The sequence below is a fragment of the Streptomyces sp. TG1A-8 genome (genome assembly GCF_030499535.1).
Classification (GTDB): Bacteria; Actinomycetota; Actinomycetes; order Streptomycetales; family Streptomycetaceae; genus Streptomyces.
Genome location: NZ_JASTLB010000001.1, coordinates 5,258,770 through 5,272,593, shown reverse-complemented (window position 1 = coordinate 5,272,593; position 13,824 = coordinate 5,258,770). Strand labels below are relative to the sequence as shown.

Here is a 13,824-nt window from a genome sequence, read left to right as displayed (position 1 = left end):
CCGGACGTGCCACGGCCCCGGCCCGTGCACGCAGAGGGCGCCCCGGTGGTCCCGGGGCGCCCTCGGTGTCCTCGCGGCGGCCGTCAGCCGTGCTTCGCCGCCGACTCCGCCTCGCCGTCCGACGCGTCCGCGGCCGTGTCCGTGTCCGTGTCCGCAGCCGTGTCCCGGCCGGTCGCGTCGCCCGGACCGGCGTCCGTGCCGTCACTCGGCGCCGGACCGTCCGTGACGCCCGGCTCCACCACCGCTTCCCGGCCCGGCCGCTTCCTGGACGACACCACGATGTAGGTGACCGCCAGCAGGAACACGATCAGCGCGGTCCAGTCGTTGAGGCGCAGGCCCAGGATGTGGTGGGCTTCGTCGACGCGCATGTACTCGATCCAGCCGCGGCCCACGCAGTAGGCGGCGACGTACAGGGCGAACGCCCGGCCGTGGCCCAGCCTGAAGCGGCGGTCGGCCCAGATCACCAGCAGGGCCACGCCGACGCACCACAGGGACTCGTAGAGGAAGGTCGGGTGGTAGTAGCCCGGTACCCGGCCGCCCTCCGTCGAGGTGATGTGCAGTGCCCACGGCACGTCCGTCTCGCGGCCGTACAGCTCCTGGTTGAACCAGTTGCCCCAGCGGCCGATGGCCTGCGCGAGGGCGATGCCGGGCGCGACGGCGTCGGCGTACGCGGGCATCGGGACGCCCCGCCGACGGGCACCGATCCACGCGCCGAGCGCGCCGAGCGCGATGGCGCCCCAGATGCCGAGGCCGCCCTCCCACACCTTGAAGGCGTCCACCCAGTCACGGCCGTCGCTGAAGTACAGCTCGTAGTCCGTGATCACGTGGTAGAGCCGGCCGCCGACCAGCCCGAAGGGCACGGCCCAGACCGCGATGTCGGCGACCGTGCCGGACCGTCCGCCGCGGGCGATCCAACGCCTGTTGCCGAGCCAGACGGCGACGAAGACGCCGATGATGATGCAGAAGGCGTAGCCGCGCAGCGGAATGGGGCCGAGGTACAGCACCCCGCGCGACGGACTGGGAATGTAGGCAAGTTCCATGGCGGGGTTGACGCTACCGTGCCGGGCCGCGGGGCGGCAGGCCGCCCGGCTACGGGTCCATAACGGGGAGGTGGGAACCACGCTCACCGTCCGTCGGCGGCCTCCACCATCTGCTTGAGCTTGGCCGGGGTCATCGACCGGTCCTGGTAGATGTTCCTGCCGCCGAACAGGACCGTGGGCGTCCCGCCGAAGCCGCCGGCCTGGAAGGCCTTGTGGGACTTGTCCACCCAGCTGTTGTGGGTGCCGTCCTTGACGCACTTCCGGAACGCGGGCGTGTCCAGGCCGCCGACCTTGCCCGCCAGCGCGATCAGCCTGGTGTCGTCGCCGAAGGCGTCGTCCCTCTCCTCGGGCTGGTTCTCGTACAGCACGTCGTGGTAGTCGCGGAACTTCCCGGCGTCCTGGGCGCAGGCCGCGGCGTTGCCCGCGCGCAGGGAGCCGCTTCCGCCGAGGTTGCCGTCGATCAGCCGGACCAGGTGGTACTCGATCCTGAGCTTGCCGGCGTCGGTCAGCTGGTGGAGCACGGGGCGGTACGCCGTCTCGAAGGACCGGCAGGCCGGGCAGCGGAAGTCCTCCCAGACCGTGAGTGCCGACTTCGCGCCGTCCCCGCCGACCGGGACCGCGAGGCTGTCCTTGCCCTGGGCGCCGGACGGCGCGACGACCGGGCCGGCGTTGTCGCTGCCCTTGTCCTTGCCGGCGTTCGCGGCGACCACGCCGGCCACCGCCGCGAGGCCGAGGACGCAGACGACGCTCGCTCCCACGATCAGCGTGCGCCGCCGCCTGTCCGCGGCCCTCTGCTTCTCGCGCTCGACCGCCAGCCGCTCCCGGGCGGTGCGCTTTCCGTCACGGTTGTTCTCGCTCACACCCCCAGAACGAACCGGGGAGGCGCAGCGCGCCTCCCCGGCCCGAGGTCCACCCGTTCGAGTGACCAACGCCGTGGGAGCGCCGGGGCACGGGCCGTTCCGGACGGGGCGCCGGGTCACGCCCGCCCGCGCACGCCCTCCGCCAGGTCGCCGGCCAGCGCCCGGACCGCCTCGATGCCGCGGGCGTGGTCCGGGGCGTCCAGCATCCGCTTCACGAACGCCGAGCCGACGATGACGCCGTCGGCGAACCCGGCGACCTCGGCGGCCTGGGCCGGGTTGGAGACGCCGAGCCCGACGCACACCGGCAGCGCGGTGCCGGTGGCCCGGGTCCGCTCGACCAGGTCCTGGGCCTGCGCGCCGACGGACTCGCGGGTGCCCGTGACACCCATCAGCGAGGCCGCGTAGACGAAGCCGCTGCCCGCGGCGGTGATCTGCGCGAGCCGTTCGTCCCTGCTGCTGGGGGCGACGACGAAGACGGTCGCGAGGCCGTGCTTCTCGGCGTGCTCGCGCCACAGCGCCGACTCCTGGACCGGCAGGTCGGGCAGGATGCAGCCGGCGCCGCCCGCCTCGGCCAGCTCGGCGGTGAAGCGCTCGACGCCGTAGCGGTCGACGGGGTTCCAGTAGGTCATCACCAGGACGGGCTTGCCGGTGGCCCGGTGGGCCTCGCGGACCGTCCGCATGACGTCCGCGATCCTGACGCCGCCGCGCAGGGCGATGTCGTCGGCGGTCTGGATGACGGGGCCGTCCAGGACCGGGTCGCTGTGCGGCAGGCCGACCTCGACGACGTCGGCGCCGCCGTCGAAGGCGGCCTTGACGGCCTCGATGCCGCCCTCCACGGTCGGGAACCCGGCCGGCAGGTAGGCGATGAGCGCGGCGCGGCCCTCCGCCTTCGCGGCGGCCAGGGTGTCCGACAGCAGCTGCGTCTTCCCGCTCACTTGGCGTCCCCCTCGATCTCGGCGGTGTCGGCTTCGTCGGCGGCCACCTCGGCATCGGTGTCGTACAGGCCGAAGTAGCGGGCGGCGGTGTCCATGTCCTTGTCGCCGCGGCCGGACAGGTTGACGACGATCAGCCCGTCCCCGCCCAGTTCCCGGCCGACCTCCAGGGCGCCGGCGAGGGCGTGGGCGCTCTCGATGGCCGGGATGATGCCCTCGGTGCGCGACAGCAGGCGCAGGGCCTGCATGGCGGCGTCGTCGGTGACCGCGCGGTACTCGCCGCGGCCGGAGTCCTTGAGGTAGGAGTGCTCGGGGCCGATACCGGGGTAGTCGAGGCCGGCCGAGATCGAGTACGGCTCGGTGATCTGGCCCTCCTCGTCCTGCAGGACGTAGGACCGGGAGCCGTGCAGGATGCCGGGCTCGCCGGCGGTGAGGGTGGCCGCGTGCTCGCCGGTCCCCACGCCGTGCCCGGCGGGCTCGCAGCCGATCAGGCGGACGCCCTCGTCGGGGATGAAGGCGTGGAACAGGCCGATGGCGTTGGAGCCGCCGCCGACGCAGGCGACCGCGGCGTCGGGGAGCCGGCCGGCGCGTTCGAGCAGCTGACGCCGCGCCTCGACGCCGATCACCCGGTGGAAGTCGCGGACCATGGCGGGGAAGGGGTGCGGGCCGGCGACCGTGCCGAACAGGTAGTGGGTGTGGTCGACGTTGGCCACCCAGTCGCGGAACGCCTCGTTGATGGCGTCCTTGAGGGTGCGGCTGCCGGACTTCACGGCGACGACCTCGGCGCCGAGCATGCGCATGCGGGCCACGTTGAGCGCCTGGCGCTCGGTGTCGATCTCGCCCATGTAGATGGTGCAGTCGAGGCCGAACAGGGCGCAGGCGGTGGCCGTGGCGACGCCGTGCTGGCCTGCACCGGTCTCCGCGATGACGCGGGTCTTGCCCATGCGCCGGGTGAGCAGGGCCTGGCCGAGCACGTTGTTGATCTTGTGGGAGCCGGTGTGGTTCAGGTCCTCCCGCTTCAGGAACACCCGTGCGCCACCGGCGTGTTCGGCGAACCTCGGCACCTCGGTCAGGGCGCTGGGGCGGCCGGTGTAGTGGACGAGGAGGTCGTCCAGCTCACGGGCGAACTCGGGGTCGGCCTTCGCCTTGTCGTACTCGACGGCGACCTCGTCCACGGCGGCGACGAGGGCCTCCGGGATGAACTTGCCGCCGAACGCGCCGAAGTAGCCCTCGGGACTGGGGACCCGGCCCTCGGGGTCGGGGATGAAGAACTGGCTGGGCATACGGATACCTCGCAGGGGCCCTGAGGCCCTGGATCGCTGGACTCGGGATACGTGGATCACGCGTGCGCGTGCTGTCCTTCGACGGCGTCCCCGGCGGGCGGGAGGCCGCCCTCACCCGGCCGGGGACACCCGGCGCCGGTGACGGGGGTTCACGCCGACCGGGAGGCGCCCCGTCGGCCGGGTACGCCTCGCCGCGGCCTCCGCCCGGACCCCGTCGCCGGGGTCCTCGGAGTGCCGGACGACCGGTGTGCCCGCGGGCCTGCGGCGGTCGGCCGCCCCGGGGGGCCGGCGTTTCGCGGCGGGAGGGGGCTCAGCCCACCGAAGGTGACGCGCACGCGCGGCGACGCCATCGCCTGCCGTTCACCTGGCCGGGCTCGTCGCCGATCACATAGCGGACCCGCCGCCCGTGCACCCGCCGGGCGGGCGCACGGCAGCCGCGGGGCCGGCAACCGCGGGCGAGGCGGGCATAGGGGTCCCGCGCCGCCGGGGTGGTCGGGAGCGCCATCGCCGGGTCCACCGGACGCTCAGTCCCGCCCGTGCCGCAGCGCGGGGTGCTCGCCCGCGGCGACCAGGTCGGAGACGGCGGTCCTCGGGTCGCGTCCGGTGACGAGGGACTCGCCGACCAGGACGGCGTCGGCGCCCGCGTTGGCGTAGGCGATCAGGTCGTGCGGCCCGCGCACCCCGGACTCGGCCACCTTCACGAGGCCGTCGGGGATCTCGGGGGCGACCCGCTCGAACGTGCCGCGGTCGACCTCCAGCGTCTTCAGGTTGCGCGCGTTGACGCCGATGACCCGGGCGCCCGCGTCCACGGCCCGCTCGACCTCGTCCTCGTCGTGCACCTCGACCAGCGGGGTGAGGCCGATGGACACGGCCCGCTCGATCAGCGACTCCAGGGCGGGCTGGTCCAGGGCGGCCACGATGAGCAGCGCGAGGTCGGCGCCGTACGCACGGGCCTCCCACAGCTGGTACGACGTGACGATGAAGTCCTTGCGCAGGATCGGGATGTCCACGCGCGCCCGGACGGCCTCCAGGTCGGCGAGCGAACCGCCGAAGCGGCGCTGCTCGGTGAGGACGGAGATGACGGCGGCGCCGCCCGCCTCGTAGTCGGCGGCGAGCCCGGCCGGGTCGGCGATCGCGGCCAGCGCGCCCTTGGAGGGGCTGGAGCGCTTGACCTCGCAGATCACCTTCACGCCGTCGCCCTTGAGCGCGGCCGCCCCGTCCTTGGCGGCGGGGGCCTTGGCCGCACGTTCCTTGAGCTCGTCGAGGCTGACGCGTGCCTGCCGCTCCGCGAGGTCGGCACGGACTCCGTCGATGATCTCGTCGAGCACACTCACGCGAGCGGCCCCCTTCCAGACGGTGGTTCCTTCGGGTGTCGAGAACCTGTGGTCACTGAATGGTATCCGCAGCACCACGAAGGCTCTGCATCCGGCCCGCACCCGTCCCGCGGCCCGGACGCCGCGGGACCGCTCAGGGATGCAGCCAGCTGCCGGCCGGCGAGTTCCGGACGACGGTGAAGACCAGCAGGGACACCCCGACGACCCACATCTGCGTCCGCCCGGCTTCGAGGCGCACCGGCCGGCCGCGCACCGCGCGGACCACCCAGACGGTCCACAGCACCGCGAAACCGGCGTAGGCGGCCACGCCCGCCGCGTTGTCCCGCAGGGCGCCGAGGAGATCGCCGTGGACGAGGGCGTGCGCGCTGCGCAGTCCGCCGCAGCCGGGGCAGTACAGGCCGGTGAGCCGGTACAGGGGGCACACCGGGTAGTGACCGGGCCGGTTGGGGTCCACGGCGCCGACGTAGGCGAAGGCGCCGGCGACGGCCGCGAGGAGGGCGGCCGGGACGGCGAGGCGCTCCCGGAGGGCCGGGGGCGTGGCGGCGCGCGGGGCGGTGCGGCTGTCGGCGTTCACGCGGGCATTGTGCCCCGCGGCAGCCGCACGCGCGCGGGGGGGCGGCCCGCGCCGCACGCGCGCGGGGGGCGGCCCGCGCCGGACGGCGTGCGGACCGCCCCCGGCGGGAAGCGGTGGTGCCGGCCGGGGAGGCCGGCCGGCGGGGTGCTCAGCCCTCGGCGTGGGCGGGCTCGCGGGTGGCGGCGGGGGCCCGGTGCGGCGGGGTGCGCTCCTGCTTGGGCTGGCCGAGGCCCATGGCGCGCATGACGCCGCCCACGACGCCGCCGAGCACCACGATCACCATGCCGGCCCAGAAGCCCACCGGCTGCGCCATCACCACGAAGGCGCCCGAGACGCAGAAACCGATGAAGGCGATGGTGACGCCGGTCCAGGCGGCCGGGGTGTGACCGTGGCTGCTGCCCGCCATGACTTGCTCCTCGTTGCTGTGTACGTGTCGTACGTTTCCGAGCCCGCCCGTCACTGTCCGAGCCGGACGTTCTCGTCTCATTGTCCCGTACGCGTGCGCGCGCCGGACGCGGGGGTGGCGTCTGGTTCGCCACACCCCGCGGCGCGCTCAGGTGCAGGTGGGGTCCTCGCCGCGGTCCAGCGCCTTCCACATCTCCTCGGGGCGCTCGGGGTCGGCCGGGCGGGCCGTGCGGCGCGGGCGGTCGGTGCCGCGCTCGTAGCGGCCGGACATGGCGGGCCACAGGCGGCCGTAGCGCAGCGCGAGCAGCCCGGCGAGCAGCAGGAGGAGGCCGCCGGCGGCCGCCACGTAGGGCCAGCCGGTGTGGCTGAGGGCGGCGACCGTGGCCGAGGTGTCGCCGGTGGCCTCGGCGGCCTTCCCGTCCAGCGCGGAGCTGTCGGAGACGCCGGCGAGGGCGGCGGCGGCGATACCGGCGCCGGACAGGGCGAGCAGCCCGGCGACGGCGAGGCGGCCGGCCCTGCGCACGGCGAAGACGGCGACGAGCGCCGCGAGGCCCACCACGGCGAGGGCCGCGGGGACGCCGGTGACGTCGCTGCCCCTGGCGGTCAGCGGAAACGTGCCGCCGGCCACCGTCGCGGTGCCCTCCGACCAGCGCTGGCGGGTCGACAGCAGCGCGACGGCCGCGCCGAGCGCACCGCACAGCAGGGCGGTGGCGAGGCTGCGCCGGCCGGAGCGGACGGGCGCGGCGGCTTCGGAACGGGAGTGAGGTACGGCAGTCACGTACTCCACTATCGCCTGGACCCCGGGCGGTGCGTCACCCGGGGTTGCGTGCGGAGCGGCCCGCTCCCGCGCCCTGCGTGCCCAGGCGGTTGGCCGTGTGCACCGCCCGCAGCACCGCGGCGGCCTTGTTGCGGCACTCCTGGTCCTCGGCGACCGGGTCGGAGTCGGCGACGACCCCCGCGCCGGCCTGCACGTGGGCGGTGCCGTCCCGGAGCAGGGCGGTGCGGATCGCGATGGCGGTGTCGGAGTCGCCGGCGAAGTCCAGGTAGCCGACGCAGCCGCCGTACAGGCCGCGCCGGGACGGTTCCAACTCGTCGATGATCTGCATGGCGCGGGGCTTGGGGGCGCCGGAGAGGGTGCCCGCGGGGAAGCACGCGGTGAGCACGTCGAAGGCGGTGCGGCCCTCGGCGACCCTGCCGGTGACCGTCGAGACGATGTGCATGACGTGCGAGTACCGCTCGATGGACATGAAGTCCACGACCTCCACCGAGCCCGGCTCGCACACCCGGCCGAGGTCGTTGCGGCCGAGGTCGACCAGCATCAGGTGCTCGGCGCGCTCCTTGGGATCGGCGAGCAGTTCGTCGGCGAGGGCCTGGTCCTCCTGCGGGGTGGCCCCGCGGTGCCGGGTGCCGGCGATGGGGTGGACCATCGCGCGCCCGTCCTCGACCTTCACCAGCGCCTCCGGGGAGGAGCCGACGACGTCGAAGCCGTCGAAGCGGAACAGGTACATGTAGGGGGACGGGTTGGTGGCCCGCAGGACCCGGTAGACGTCCAGCGCGCTGGCCGTGCACGGCGTCTCGAAGCGCTGGGAGGGGACGACCTGGAAGGCCTCGCCGGCGCGGATGCGCTCCTTGACGTCCTCGACGGCCGCCCGGAAGTCGGGACCGCCCCACCGGGCGGTGTACTCGGGCAGTTCGGAGGGCGGCAGGACGGCCGGGGGCTGGGGCACGGCCCGGCCGAGGTCGGCCTCCATGGCGTCGAGGCGGGCCACGGCGTCCTCGTAGGCCTCGTCGACACCGGTGTCCAGGTGGTTGTGGTTGATCGCGTTGGCGATCAGCAGGACCGAGCCCTCCCAGTGGTCCATCACGGCGAGGTCGCTGGTCAGGAGCATGGTCAGCTCGGGCAGCCGCAGGTCGTCGCGCTCGCCGGGGCCGATCTTCTCCAGGCGGCGGACGATGTCGTAGCCCAGGTAACCGACCATGCCGCCGGTGAAGGGCGGCAGGCCCTCCTGGTGCGGGGTGTGCAGGGCCTGGAGGGTGGCGCGCAGGACGGCGAGGGGGTCGCCGTCCACGGGGACGCCGACGGGCGGGGTGCCGAGCCAGTGGGCCCGGCCGTCGCGTTCCGTCAGCGTGCCGGCGGACCGGACGCCGACGAAGGAGTAGCGGGACCAGGACCGGCCGTTCTCCGCGGACTCCAGCAGGAAGGTGCCGGGGCGCTCGGCGGCGAGCTTGCGGTAGAGCGCGACCGGGGTGTCGCCGTCGGCGAGGAGCTTTCGCGTGACCGGGATGACGCGCCGGTCGGTGGCGAGCTTGCGGAAGGTCTCGAGGTCCATGGCGGCAGACCTTACTGATCCGAGGGCGCGGGGCCCGAACCGGTGTCCTTCAGCAGCACGTCCTCGTCGAAGCAGGTGCGCGCGCCGGTGTGGCAGGCGGCGCCCACCTGGTCGACCTTGACCAGCACGGTGTCGGCGTCGCAGTCCAGGGCGACCGACTTCACCCACTGGACGTGGCCCGAGGTGTCGCCCTTGGCCCAGTACTCCCCGCGGCTGCGGGACCAGTAGGTGCAGCGGCCGGTGGTGAGCGTGCGGTGCAGCGCCTCGTCGTCCATCCAGCCGAGCATCAGCACCTCACCGGTGTCGTACTGCTGGGCGATGGCGGGCAGGAGTCCGTCGGCGCTGCGCTTCAGGCGCGCGGCGATGTCGGGGGCGAGGCTGCTGGGCGGGGGCGTGCCGGTCATGGGGTCATTGTGCCGCCCGGAGCGGGGAACCCGGCGGCGTGTCCACGGGATGGTCATCGCGGCGCGCCGCGGGGCGACGGGTGGGCGTACCCCGCGCGCGGTCGTAGGCTGGCTGCATGTCGACCTTCGCCAAGCGTGAACGGCTCCTGCTCGCCGATCTCTTGGAAACCGCCGGTCCGGACGCCTTGACCCTGTGCGCCGGCTGGCGGACGCGCGACCTGGCCGCGCACCTGGTGGTGCGCGAGCGCCGTCCGGACGCGGCCGGGGGCACCCTGATCAAGCAGCTCGCGCCGCGCCTGGAGAAGGTGATGGCCGAGTACGGCGCGAAGCCGTACGAGGAGCTGGTCCAGTTGATCCGCACGGGTCCGCCGCGCTTCTCGCCCTTCAGGCTCAAGCAGGTCGACGAGGCCGCCAACACCGTCGAGTTCTACGTGCACGCCGAGGACGTCCGCCGGGCCCAGCCGGACTGGACCCCGCGCGAACTGGACCAGGTGTTCCAGGACACGCTGTGGTCGCGTCTGGAGCGCACCGCGCGGCTGATGGGCCGGAAGGCGCCGACGGGGCTGGTGCTGCGCCGCCCGGACGGCCGGACGGTGGTGGCGCACCGGGGCGTCCCGGTGGTCACGGCGACCGGGGAGCCCTCGGAGCTGCTGCTGTTCACCTACGGGCGGCAGGGCGCGGCGAAGGTGGAGCTGGACGGCGACGCGGAGGCGGTCACCCGGTTGCACGAGTCCGGGGAGCTGGGGATCTGAGCGGACCGGACCCCGGGGAGGCGCCGTCGTGATCAGGGTCGCGATGACCAGTGTGTACGTCGACGACGTGGCGCGGGCGCACGCCTTCTACACCGGCGTCCTCGGTTTCGAGACCCGGCTGCACGTGGACCCGGGCGACGGCGCGCCGTTCGTCACGGTCGGGGCGCCCGAGGGGGCCCAGCGGGAGCTGCAGCTGCTGCTGGAGCCCGGCGGGGGGCCCGTCGCGGAGCCGTACCGCACGGCGCTGTACGAGGCGGGGATCCCGTGCATCGTCTTCTCGGTGGACGACCTGCGCGCGGAGTACGAGCGGCTGCGCGGCCTCGGTGTCCGGTTCACGCATCCGCCGCGGGACCAGGGGCCGGTGCTGGCGGCGGTGTTCGACGACACGGTCGGCAATCTGGTGCAGCTCACCCAGCCGGTGGGGTGAACGTCAGCCGGGGAGTTCGGCGCGCCGCAGGTCCGGTGCGCACAGGGCGACGGCTCCGCCGAGTCCGCAGACGGCCGCGCTGGCGACGAACACCGGGCCGAGGCCCCAGGCGCCGATCGCGGCGGCCGCGAACGGCATGCTCAGCGGGGCCAGCCCCAGGCTGACCAGGCCGGCGACGGCGGTGACCCGGCCGAGGCAGGCGGGATCGGCCTGGGTCTGCAGCAGGGCCCCGCACAGGGCGCCGCTGAGCCCGGTGAACAGTCCGACGAGCACGGCCACGGCCACGGCGCCGGCGAGGGCCGGGACGTGGCCGAGGGCGCCGATCGCGACGGAGCCGGCGAGGATGGCCCACCCGGCGGCGCGGCCGGCGTGCGGGAGCCGTCCGCGCACCGTGATCAGCAGGGAGGCCGCGCCGGCGCCGACGCCGAATCCGGCGAGCACCCAGCCCATGCCGGAGGCGCCCCAGCCGCGGCGGTCGGCGAGCAGGGTCAGGCCGACGTTGAGCGGGCCGACGAAGCCGATGTCGCCGAGGGCGATGGTGAGCATCAGCGGGGCGAGGACGCGGTGGCCGCGGATGTGGCGCAGTCCGGCCACGAGGTCGGAGCGCACGCCGGGGCGTCCGCCGCCGGCCCGGCCACCGGTCCCCTCCTCGGTCCCGTCGCCGGTCCGGCCGCCGGCCCCCTCCTCGGCGGGCAGTGCCCGGATGCGCAGGGAGACCAGCAGCGGCACGGAGACGGCGATCAGCAGCCCGGCGAGGGCGAAGGCGGCCGGTGCGCCGCCGGCGGCCACGCCGAGTCCGCCCAGCGGGGCGCCGAGCACGCCGGCGCAGCGGATGGCGAGGCCGCGCATGCCCTGCACCCGGGCGAGCTGTCCCCTGCCGGTGATCCGGGCCGGCAGGGCGCCCACGGCGGGCAGGAACACGGCGTCGACGGTGCCGAAGACCAGGGCCAGCAGGGCGAGCGGCCACAGCCCGGGGCGGGTGACGTGGAGCAGGGCGGCGACGGCGAGGACGGCCGCGCAGCGCACGGCGTCGCTGCCGATGACGACGCGGCGCGGGCCCAGCCGGTCGGCGACGACTCCCCCGCCGAGCATCAGGAGGGCCCTGGGCAGGGCGCTGGCCGCGATCACGGCCCCGGCCCGGGCGGGTGTCCCGGCCTGGACGGCGGCCCAGGACAGGGCGAGGTGGTAGACGCTGTCGCCGAGCATCGAGGAGGCGTAGGCACCGAGCCAGCGCAGCACGTTGGGGTCGCGGTGGGCGGGGCGCTCCCCGGCGGCGGGGGTCTGGGGGGCGAGCGTGTCGGTCACGGGTGGCGGGTCCTTCGGACGCGGAGGCGGGAGGCCGGGCACGCGCGGCGCGACGTGCTCGCGCCCGGTTCACCGGCGGCTCGGACGGTCCGGCCCGCGTCGTGCTTGCCGGCCGGGGCGGCCGGGTGCGGCACGCGGATGGCCCGGTCCGGGTACGGCCGGATGCAGCCGGATGCGGCCGGGACGCGCTGTCGGGGGCGGCGTCCCACCCGGTGCTCCGCTCCGGGCCGGACGCTCGCGCGGAGACCGGGGAGGAGCCGCGCGGGGACGCCGCGCGGTTCCTCCCCGGTCCCGGCCGGGGCGGGGTCACCGCACGGGGTGGCCCGCCTCCCGCAGGGTCTGCTTCACCTCACCGATGCACAGGTCGCCGAAGTGGAAGACGGAGGCGGCCAGCACCGCGTCCGCGCCCGCCTCGACGGCCGGCGGGAAGTCGCCGAGCCCGCCCGCGCCGCCGGAGGCGATCACCGGGACCGTCACGTGCTTGCGGACGGCCGCGATCATCTCCAGGTCGTAGCCGTCCTTGGTGCCGTCCGCGTCCATGGAGTTCAGCAGGATCTCCCCGGCGCCCAGCTCGGCGGCCCGGTGCGCCCACTCGACGGCGTCGATGCCGGTGCCCCTGCGGCCGCCGTGGGTGGTGACCTCGAAGGAGCCCGACTCCGTGCGGCGGGCGTCCACGGAGAGGACCAGCACCTGGCTGCCGAAGCGCTCCGCGATCTCCCGGATCAGCTCCGGCCGGGCGATGGCCGCGGTGTTCACACCGACCTTGTCGGCGCCCGCCCGCAGCAGCTTGTCCACGTCCCCGGCCGTGCGCACGCCGCCGCCGACGGTCAGTGGGATGAACACCTGCTCGGCGGTGCGGCGCACCACGTCGTAGGTGGTCTCCCGGTCGCCCGAGGAGGCGGTGATGTCCAGGAACGTCAGCTCGTCGGCACCCTCGGCGTCGTACACCTTGGCCATCTCGACGGGGTCGCCCGCGTCGCGCAGGTTCTGGAAGTTGACGCCCTTGACCACCCGGCCGCCGTCCACGTCCAGGCAGGGGATGACGCGCACCGCCAGGGTCATGCGGGGCCTCCCCGGTACGCCTCCACCTCGACCTCGACGACCAGGCTGGGGTCCACGAAGCCGGAGACGATGATCATCGAGGCGGCCGGGCGGACGGAGTCGAACAGCTCCTTGTGGGCCCGGCCGACCTCCTCCACGTCCCGGGCGTGCGTGATGTACATGCGCGTGCGCACCACGTCCTCGCGGCCGAGCCCCACCTGTTCCAGTGCGGCCAGGGCGACGTTGAAGGAGTTGACCGCCTGCTCGTAGGGGCCGCCCCCGGCGATCTGCCCGTCCACGACGGACGTGCAGCCCGAGACCAGTACCAGGCCGTTGGGCAGCTCCACCGCCCGGCAGTAGCCGAACTCCTCTTCCCAGGGCGCGCCCGACCTCACGCGTCGTACGTCACTCACTTGGCTACCGCCTCCAGTGCCTCTTCCAGCGTGAACGCCTTCGCGTACAGGGCCTTCCCGACGATGGAGCCCTCGACACCGAGGGGCACCAGTTCGGCGATGGCCCGCAGGTCGTCCAGCGACGACACGCCGCCGGAGGCCACGACCGGACGGTCCGTGGCGGCGCACACGTTGCGCAGCAGTTCCAGGTTGGGGCCCTGGAGGGTGCCGTCCTTGGCGATGTCGGTGACGACGTAGCGGGCGCAGCCCTCCTTGTCGAGGCGCTCCAGCGTCTCGTAGAGGTCGCCGCCGTCACGGGTCCAGCCGCGCCCGCGCAGGGTGGTGCCGCGCACGTCGAGGCCGACCGCGATCCGGTCGCCGTGCTCGGCGATGACCCCGGCGACCCACTCGGGGGTCTCCAGGGCGGCGGTGCCGAGGTTGACCCGGGTGCAGCCGGTGGCGAGGGCGGCGGCGAGGGTGTCGTCGTCGCGGATGCCGCCGGACAGCTCCACCTTGATGTCCATCGCCCCGGTGACCTCCGCGATCAGGTCGCGGTTGTCCCCCGTGCCGAAGGCGGCGTCCAGGTCGACCAGGTGGAGCCACTCGGCGCCCGAGCGCTGCCAGGCGAGGGCGGCCTCCAGCGGGGAGCCGTAGGAGGTCTCGGTCCCGGACTCGCCGTGCACGAGGCGGACGGCCTGCCCGTCGCGGACGTCGACGGCGGGGAGGAGTTCGAGCTTGGCCATGT

General features: G+C 74.8%; 17 protein-coding genes. 2 read left to right on the top strand and 15 right to left on the bottom strand.

What is annotated here, in order from left to right:
* Nucleotides 1-83: 83 nt before the first annotated feature.
* From lgt to hisI, 11 genes are all read right to left on the bottom strand, one after another.
* Nucleotides 84-1,040, bottom strand: a complete 957-nt coding sequence (gene lgt / locus QQY24_RS23165) for a prolipoprotein diacylglyceryl transferase (RefSeq protein ID WP_301974633.1) — start codon at nt 1,038-1,040, stop codon at nt 84-86.
* An 83-nt stretch (nt 1,041-1,123) separates the two neighbouring features.
* Nucleotides 1,124-1,900, bottom strand: coding sequence for a thioredoxin domain-containing protein (locus QQY24_RS23160; protein ID WP_301974632.1), 777 nt, complete (start codon nt 1,898-1,900; stop codon nt 1,124-1,126).
* 116 nt (nt 1,901-2,016) lie between these two features.
* Entirely contained in the window at nt 2,017-2,835 is an 819-nt protein-coding gene (gene trpA, locus QQY24_RS23155; RefSeq protein ID WP_301974631.1) for a tryptophan synthase subunit alpha, read from the bottom strand.
* Nucleotides 2,832-4,115, bottom strand: coding sequence for a tryptophan synthase subunit beta (trpB, locus tag QQY24_RS23150; RefSeq protein ID WP_301974630.1), 1,284 nt, complete (start codon nt 4,113-4,115; stop codon nt 2,832-2,834). The genes trpA and trpB overlap by 4 nt, the downstream gene beginning before the upstream one ends.
* Before the next feature lie 310 nt (nt 4,116-4,425).
* Complete coding sequence (gene trpM, locus QQY24_RS34810) at nt 4,426-4,620, bottom strand: tryptophan biosynthesis modulator TrpM (protein ID WP_367658015.1); 195 nt, start codon at nt 4,618-4,620, stop codon at nt 4,426-4,428.
* Nucleotides 4,621-4,639: 19 nt separating this feature from the next.
* Complete coding sequence (gene trpC / locus QQY24_RS23145) at nt 4,640-5,449, bottom strand: indole-3-glycerol phosphate synthase TrpC (RefSeq protein ID WP_301974629.1); 810 nt, start codon at nt 5,447-5,449, stop codon at nt 4,640-4,642.
* A gap of 133 nt (nt 5,450-5,582) precedes the next feature.
* Nucleotides 5,583-6,023: a DUF2752 domain-containing protein gene (locus QQY24_RS23140; protein ID WP_301974628.1), complete on the bottom strand. Its 441-nt coding sequence runs from the start codon at nt 6,021-6,023 to the stop codon at nt 5,583-5,585.
* Nucleotides 6,024-6,171: 148 nt separating this feature from the next.
* A complete protein-coding gene (locus QQY24_RS23135; RefSeq protein WP_301974627.1) occupies nt 6,172-6,429 on the bottom strand; it encodes an HGxxPAAW family protein in 258 nt (85 codons plus the stop codon).
* 147 nt (nt 6,430-6,576) lie between these two features.
* Complete coding sequence (locus QQY24_RS23130) at nt 6,577-7,215, bottom strand: TIGR02234 family membrane protein (RefSeq protein WP_301974626.1); 639 nt, start codon at nt 7,213-7,215, stop codon at nt 6,577-6,579.
* A gap of 25 nt (nt 7,216-7,240) precedes the next feature.
* Nucleotides 7,241-8,758 carry an anthranilate synthase component I gene (locus QQY24_RS23125; RefSeq protein ID WP_301974625.1) on the bottom strand — a complete coding sequence of 506 codons (1,518 nt, stop codon included), beginning with the start codon at nt 8,756-8,758 and terminating at the stop codon, nt 7,241-7,243.
* An 11-nt stretch (nt 8,759-8,769) separates the two neighbouring features.
* Nucleotides 8,770-9,162: a phosphoribosyl-AMP cyclohydrolase gene (hisI, locus tag QQY24_RS23120; RefSeq protein WP_301974624.1), complete on the bottom strand. Its 393-nt coding sequence runs from the start codon at nt 9,160-9,162 to the stop codon at nt 8,770-8,772.
* A gap of 116 nt (nt 9,163-9,278) precedes the next feature.
* Here hisI and QQY24_RS23115 point away from each other — a divergent pair, with 116 nt between their 5' ends.
* Both QQY24_RS23115 and QQY24_RS23110 read left to right on the top strand, forming a co-directional pair.
* Nucleotides 9,279-9,914 (top strand): TIGR03085 family metal-binding protein, encoded by a 636-nt coding sequence (locus QQY24_RS23115; protein WP_301974623.1) that lies wholly within the window; start codon nt 9,279-9,281, stop codon nt 9,912-9,914.
* A gap of 28 nt (nt 9,915-9,942) precedes the next feature.
* Nucleotides 9,943-10,341, top strand: a complete 399-nt coding sequence (locus tag QQY24_RS23110; protein WP_301974622.1) for a VOC family protein — start codon at nt 9,943-9,945, stop codon at nt 10,339-10,341.
* A gap of 3 nt (nt 10,342-10,344) precedes the next feature.
* Here the strand turns inward: QQY24_RS23110 and QQY24_RS23105 are convergent, their stop codons facing one another.
* The 4 genes from QQY24_RS23105 to priA form a co-directional block, all read right to left on the bottom strand.
* The gene (locus tag QQY24_RS23105; RefSeq protein ID WP_301974621.1) at nt 10,345-11,646 is read right to left on the bottom strand and encodes an MFS transporter; all 1,302 of its coding nucleotides are present in this window, start codon (nt 11,644-11,646) and stop codon (nt 10,345-10,347) included.
* 306 nt (nt 11,647-11,952) lie between these two features.
* Nucleotides 11,953-12,708, bottom strand: coding sequence for an imidazole glycerol phosphate synthase subunit HisF (hisF, locus tag QQY24_RS23100; RefSeq protein ID WP_301974620.1), 756 nt, complete (start codon nt 12,706-12,708; stop codon nt 11,953-11,955).
* The gene (locus QQY24_RS23095; protein ID WP_301974619.1) at nt 12,705-13,100 is read right to left on the bottom strand and encodes a RidA family protein; all 396 of its coding nucleotides are present in this window, start codon (nt 13,098-13,100) and stop codon (nt 12,705-12,707) included. The genes hisF and QQY24_RS23095 overlap by 4 nt, the downstream gene beginning before the upstream one ends.
* The gene (gene priA, locus QQY24_RS23090) at nt 13,097-13,822 is read right to left on the bottom strand and encodes a bifunctional 1-(5-phosphoribosyl)-5-((5-phosphoribosylamino)methylideneamino)imidazole-4-carboxamide isomerase/phosphoribosylanthranilate isomerase PriA (protein ID WP_301974618.1); all 726 of its coding nucleotides are present in this window, start codon (nt 13,820-13,822) and stop codon (nt 13,097-13,099) included. The genes QQY24_RS23095 and priA overlap by 4 nt, the downstream gene beginning before the upstream one ends.
* Nucleotides 13,823-13,824: the final 2 nt, after the last annotated feature.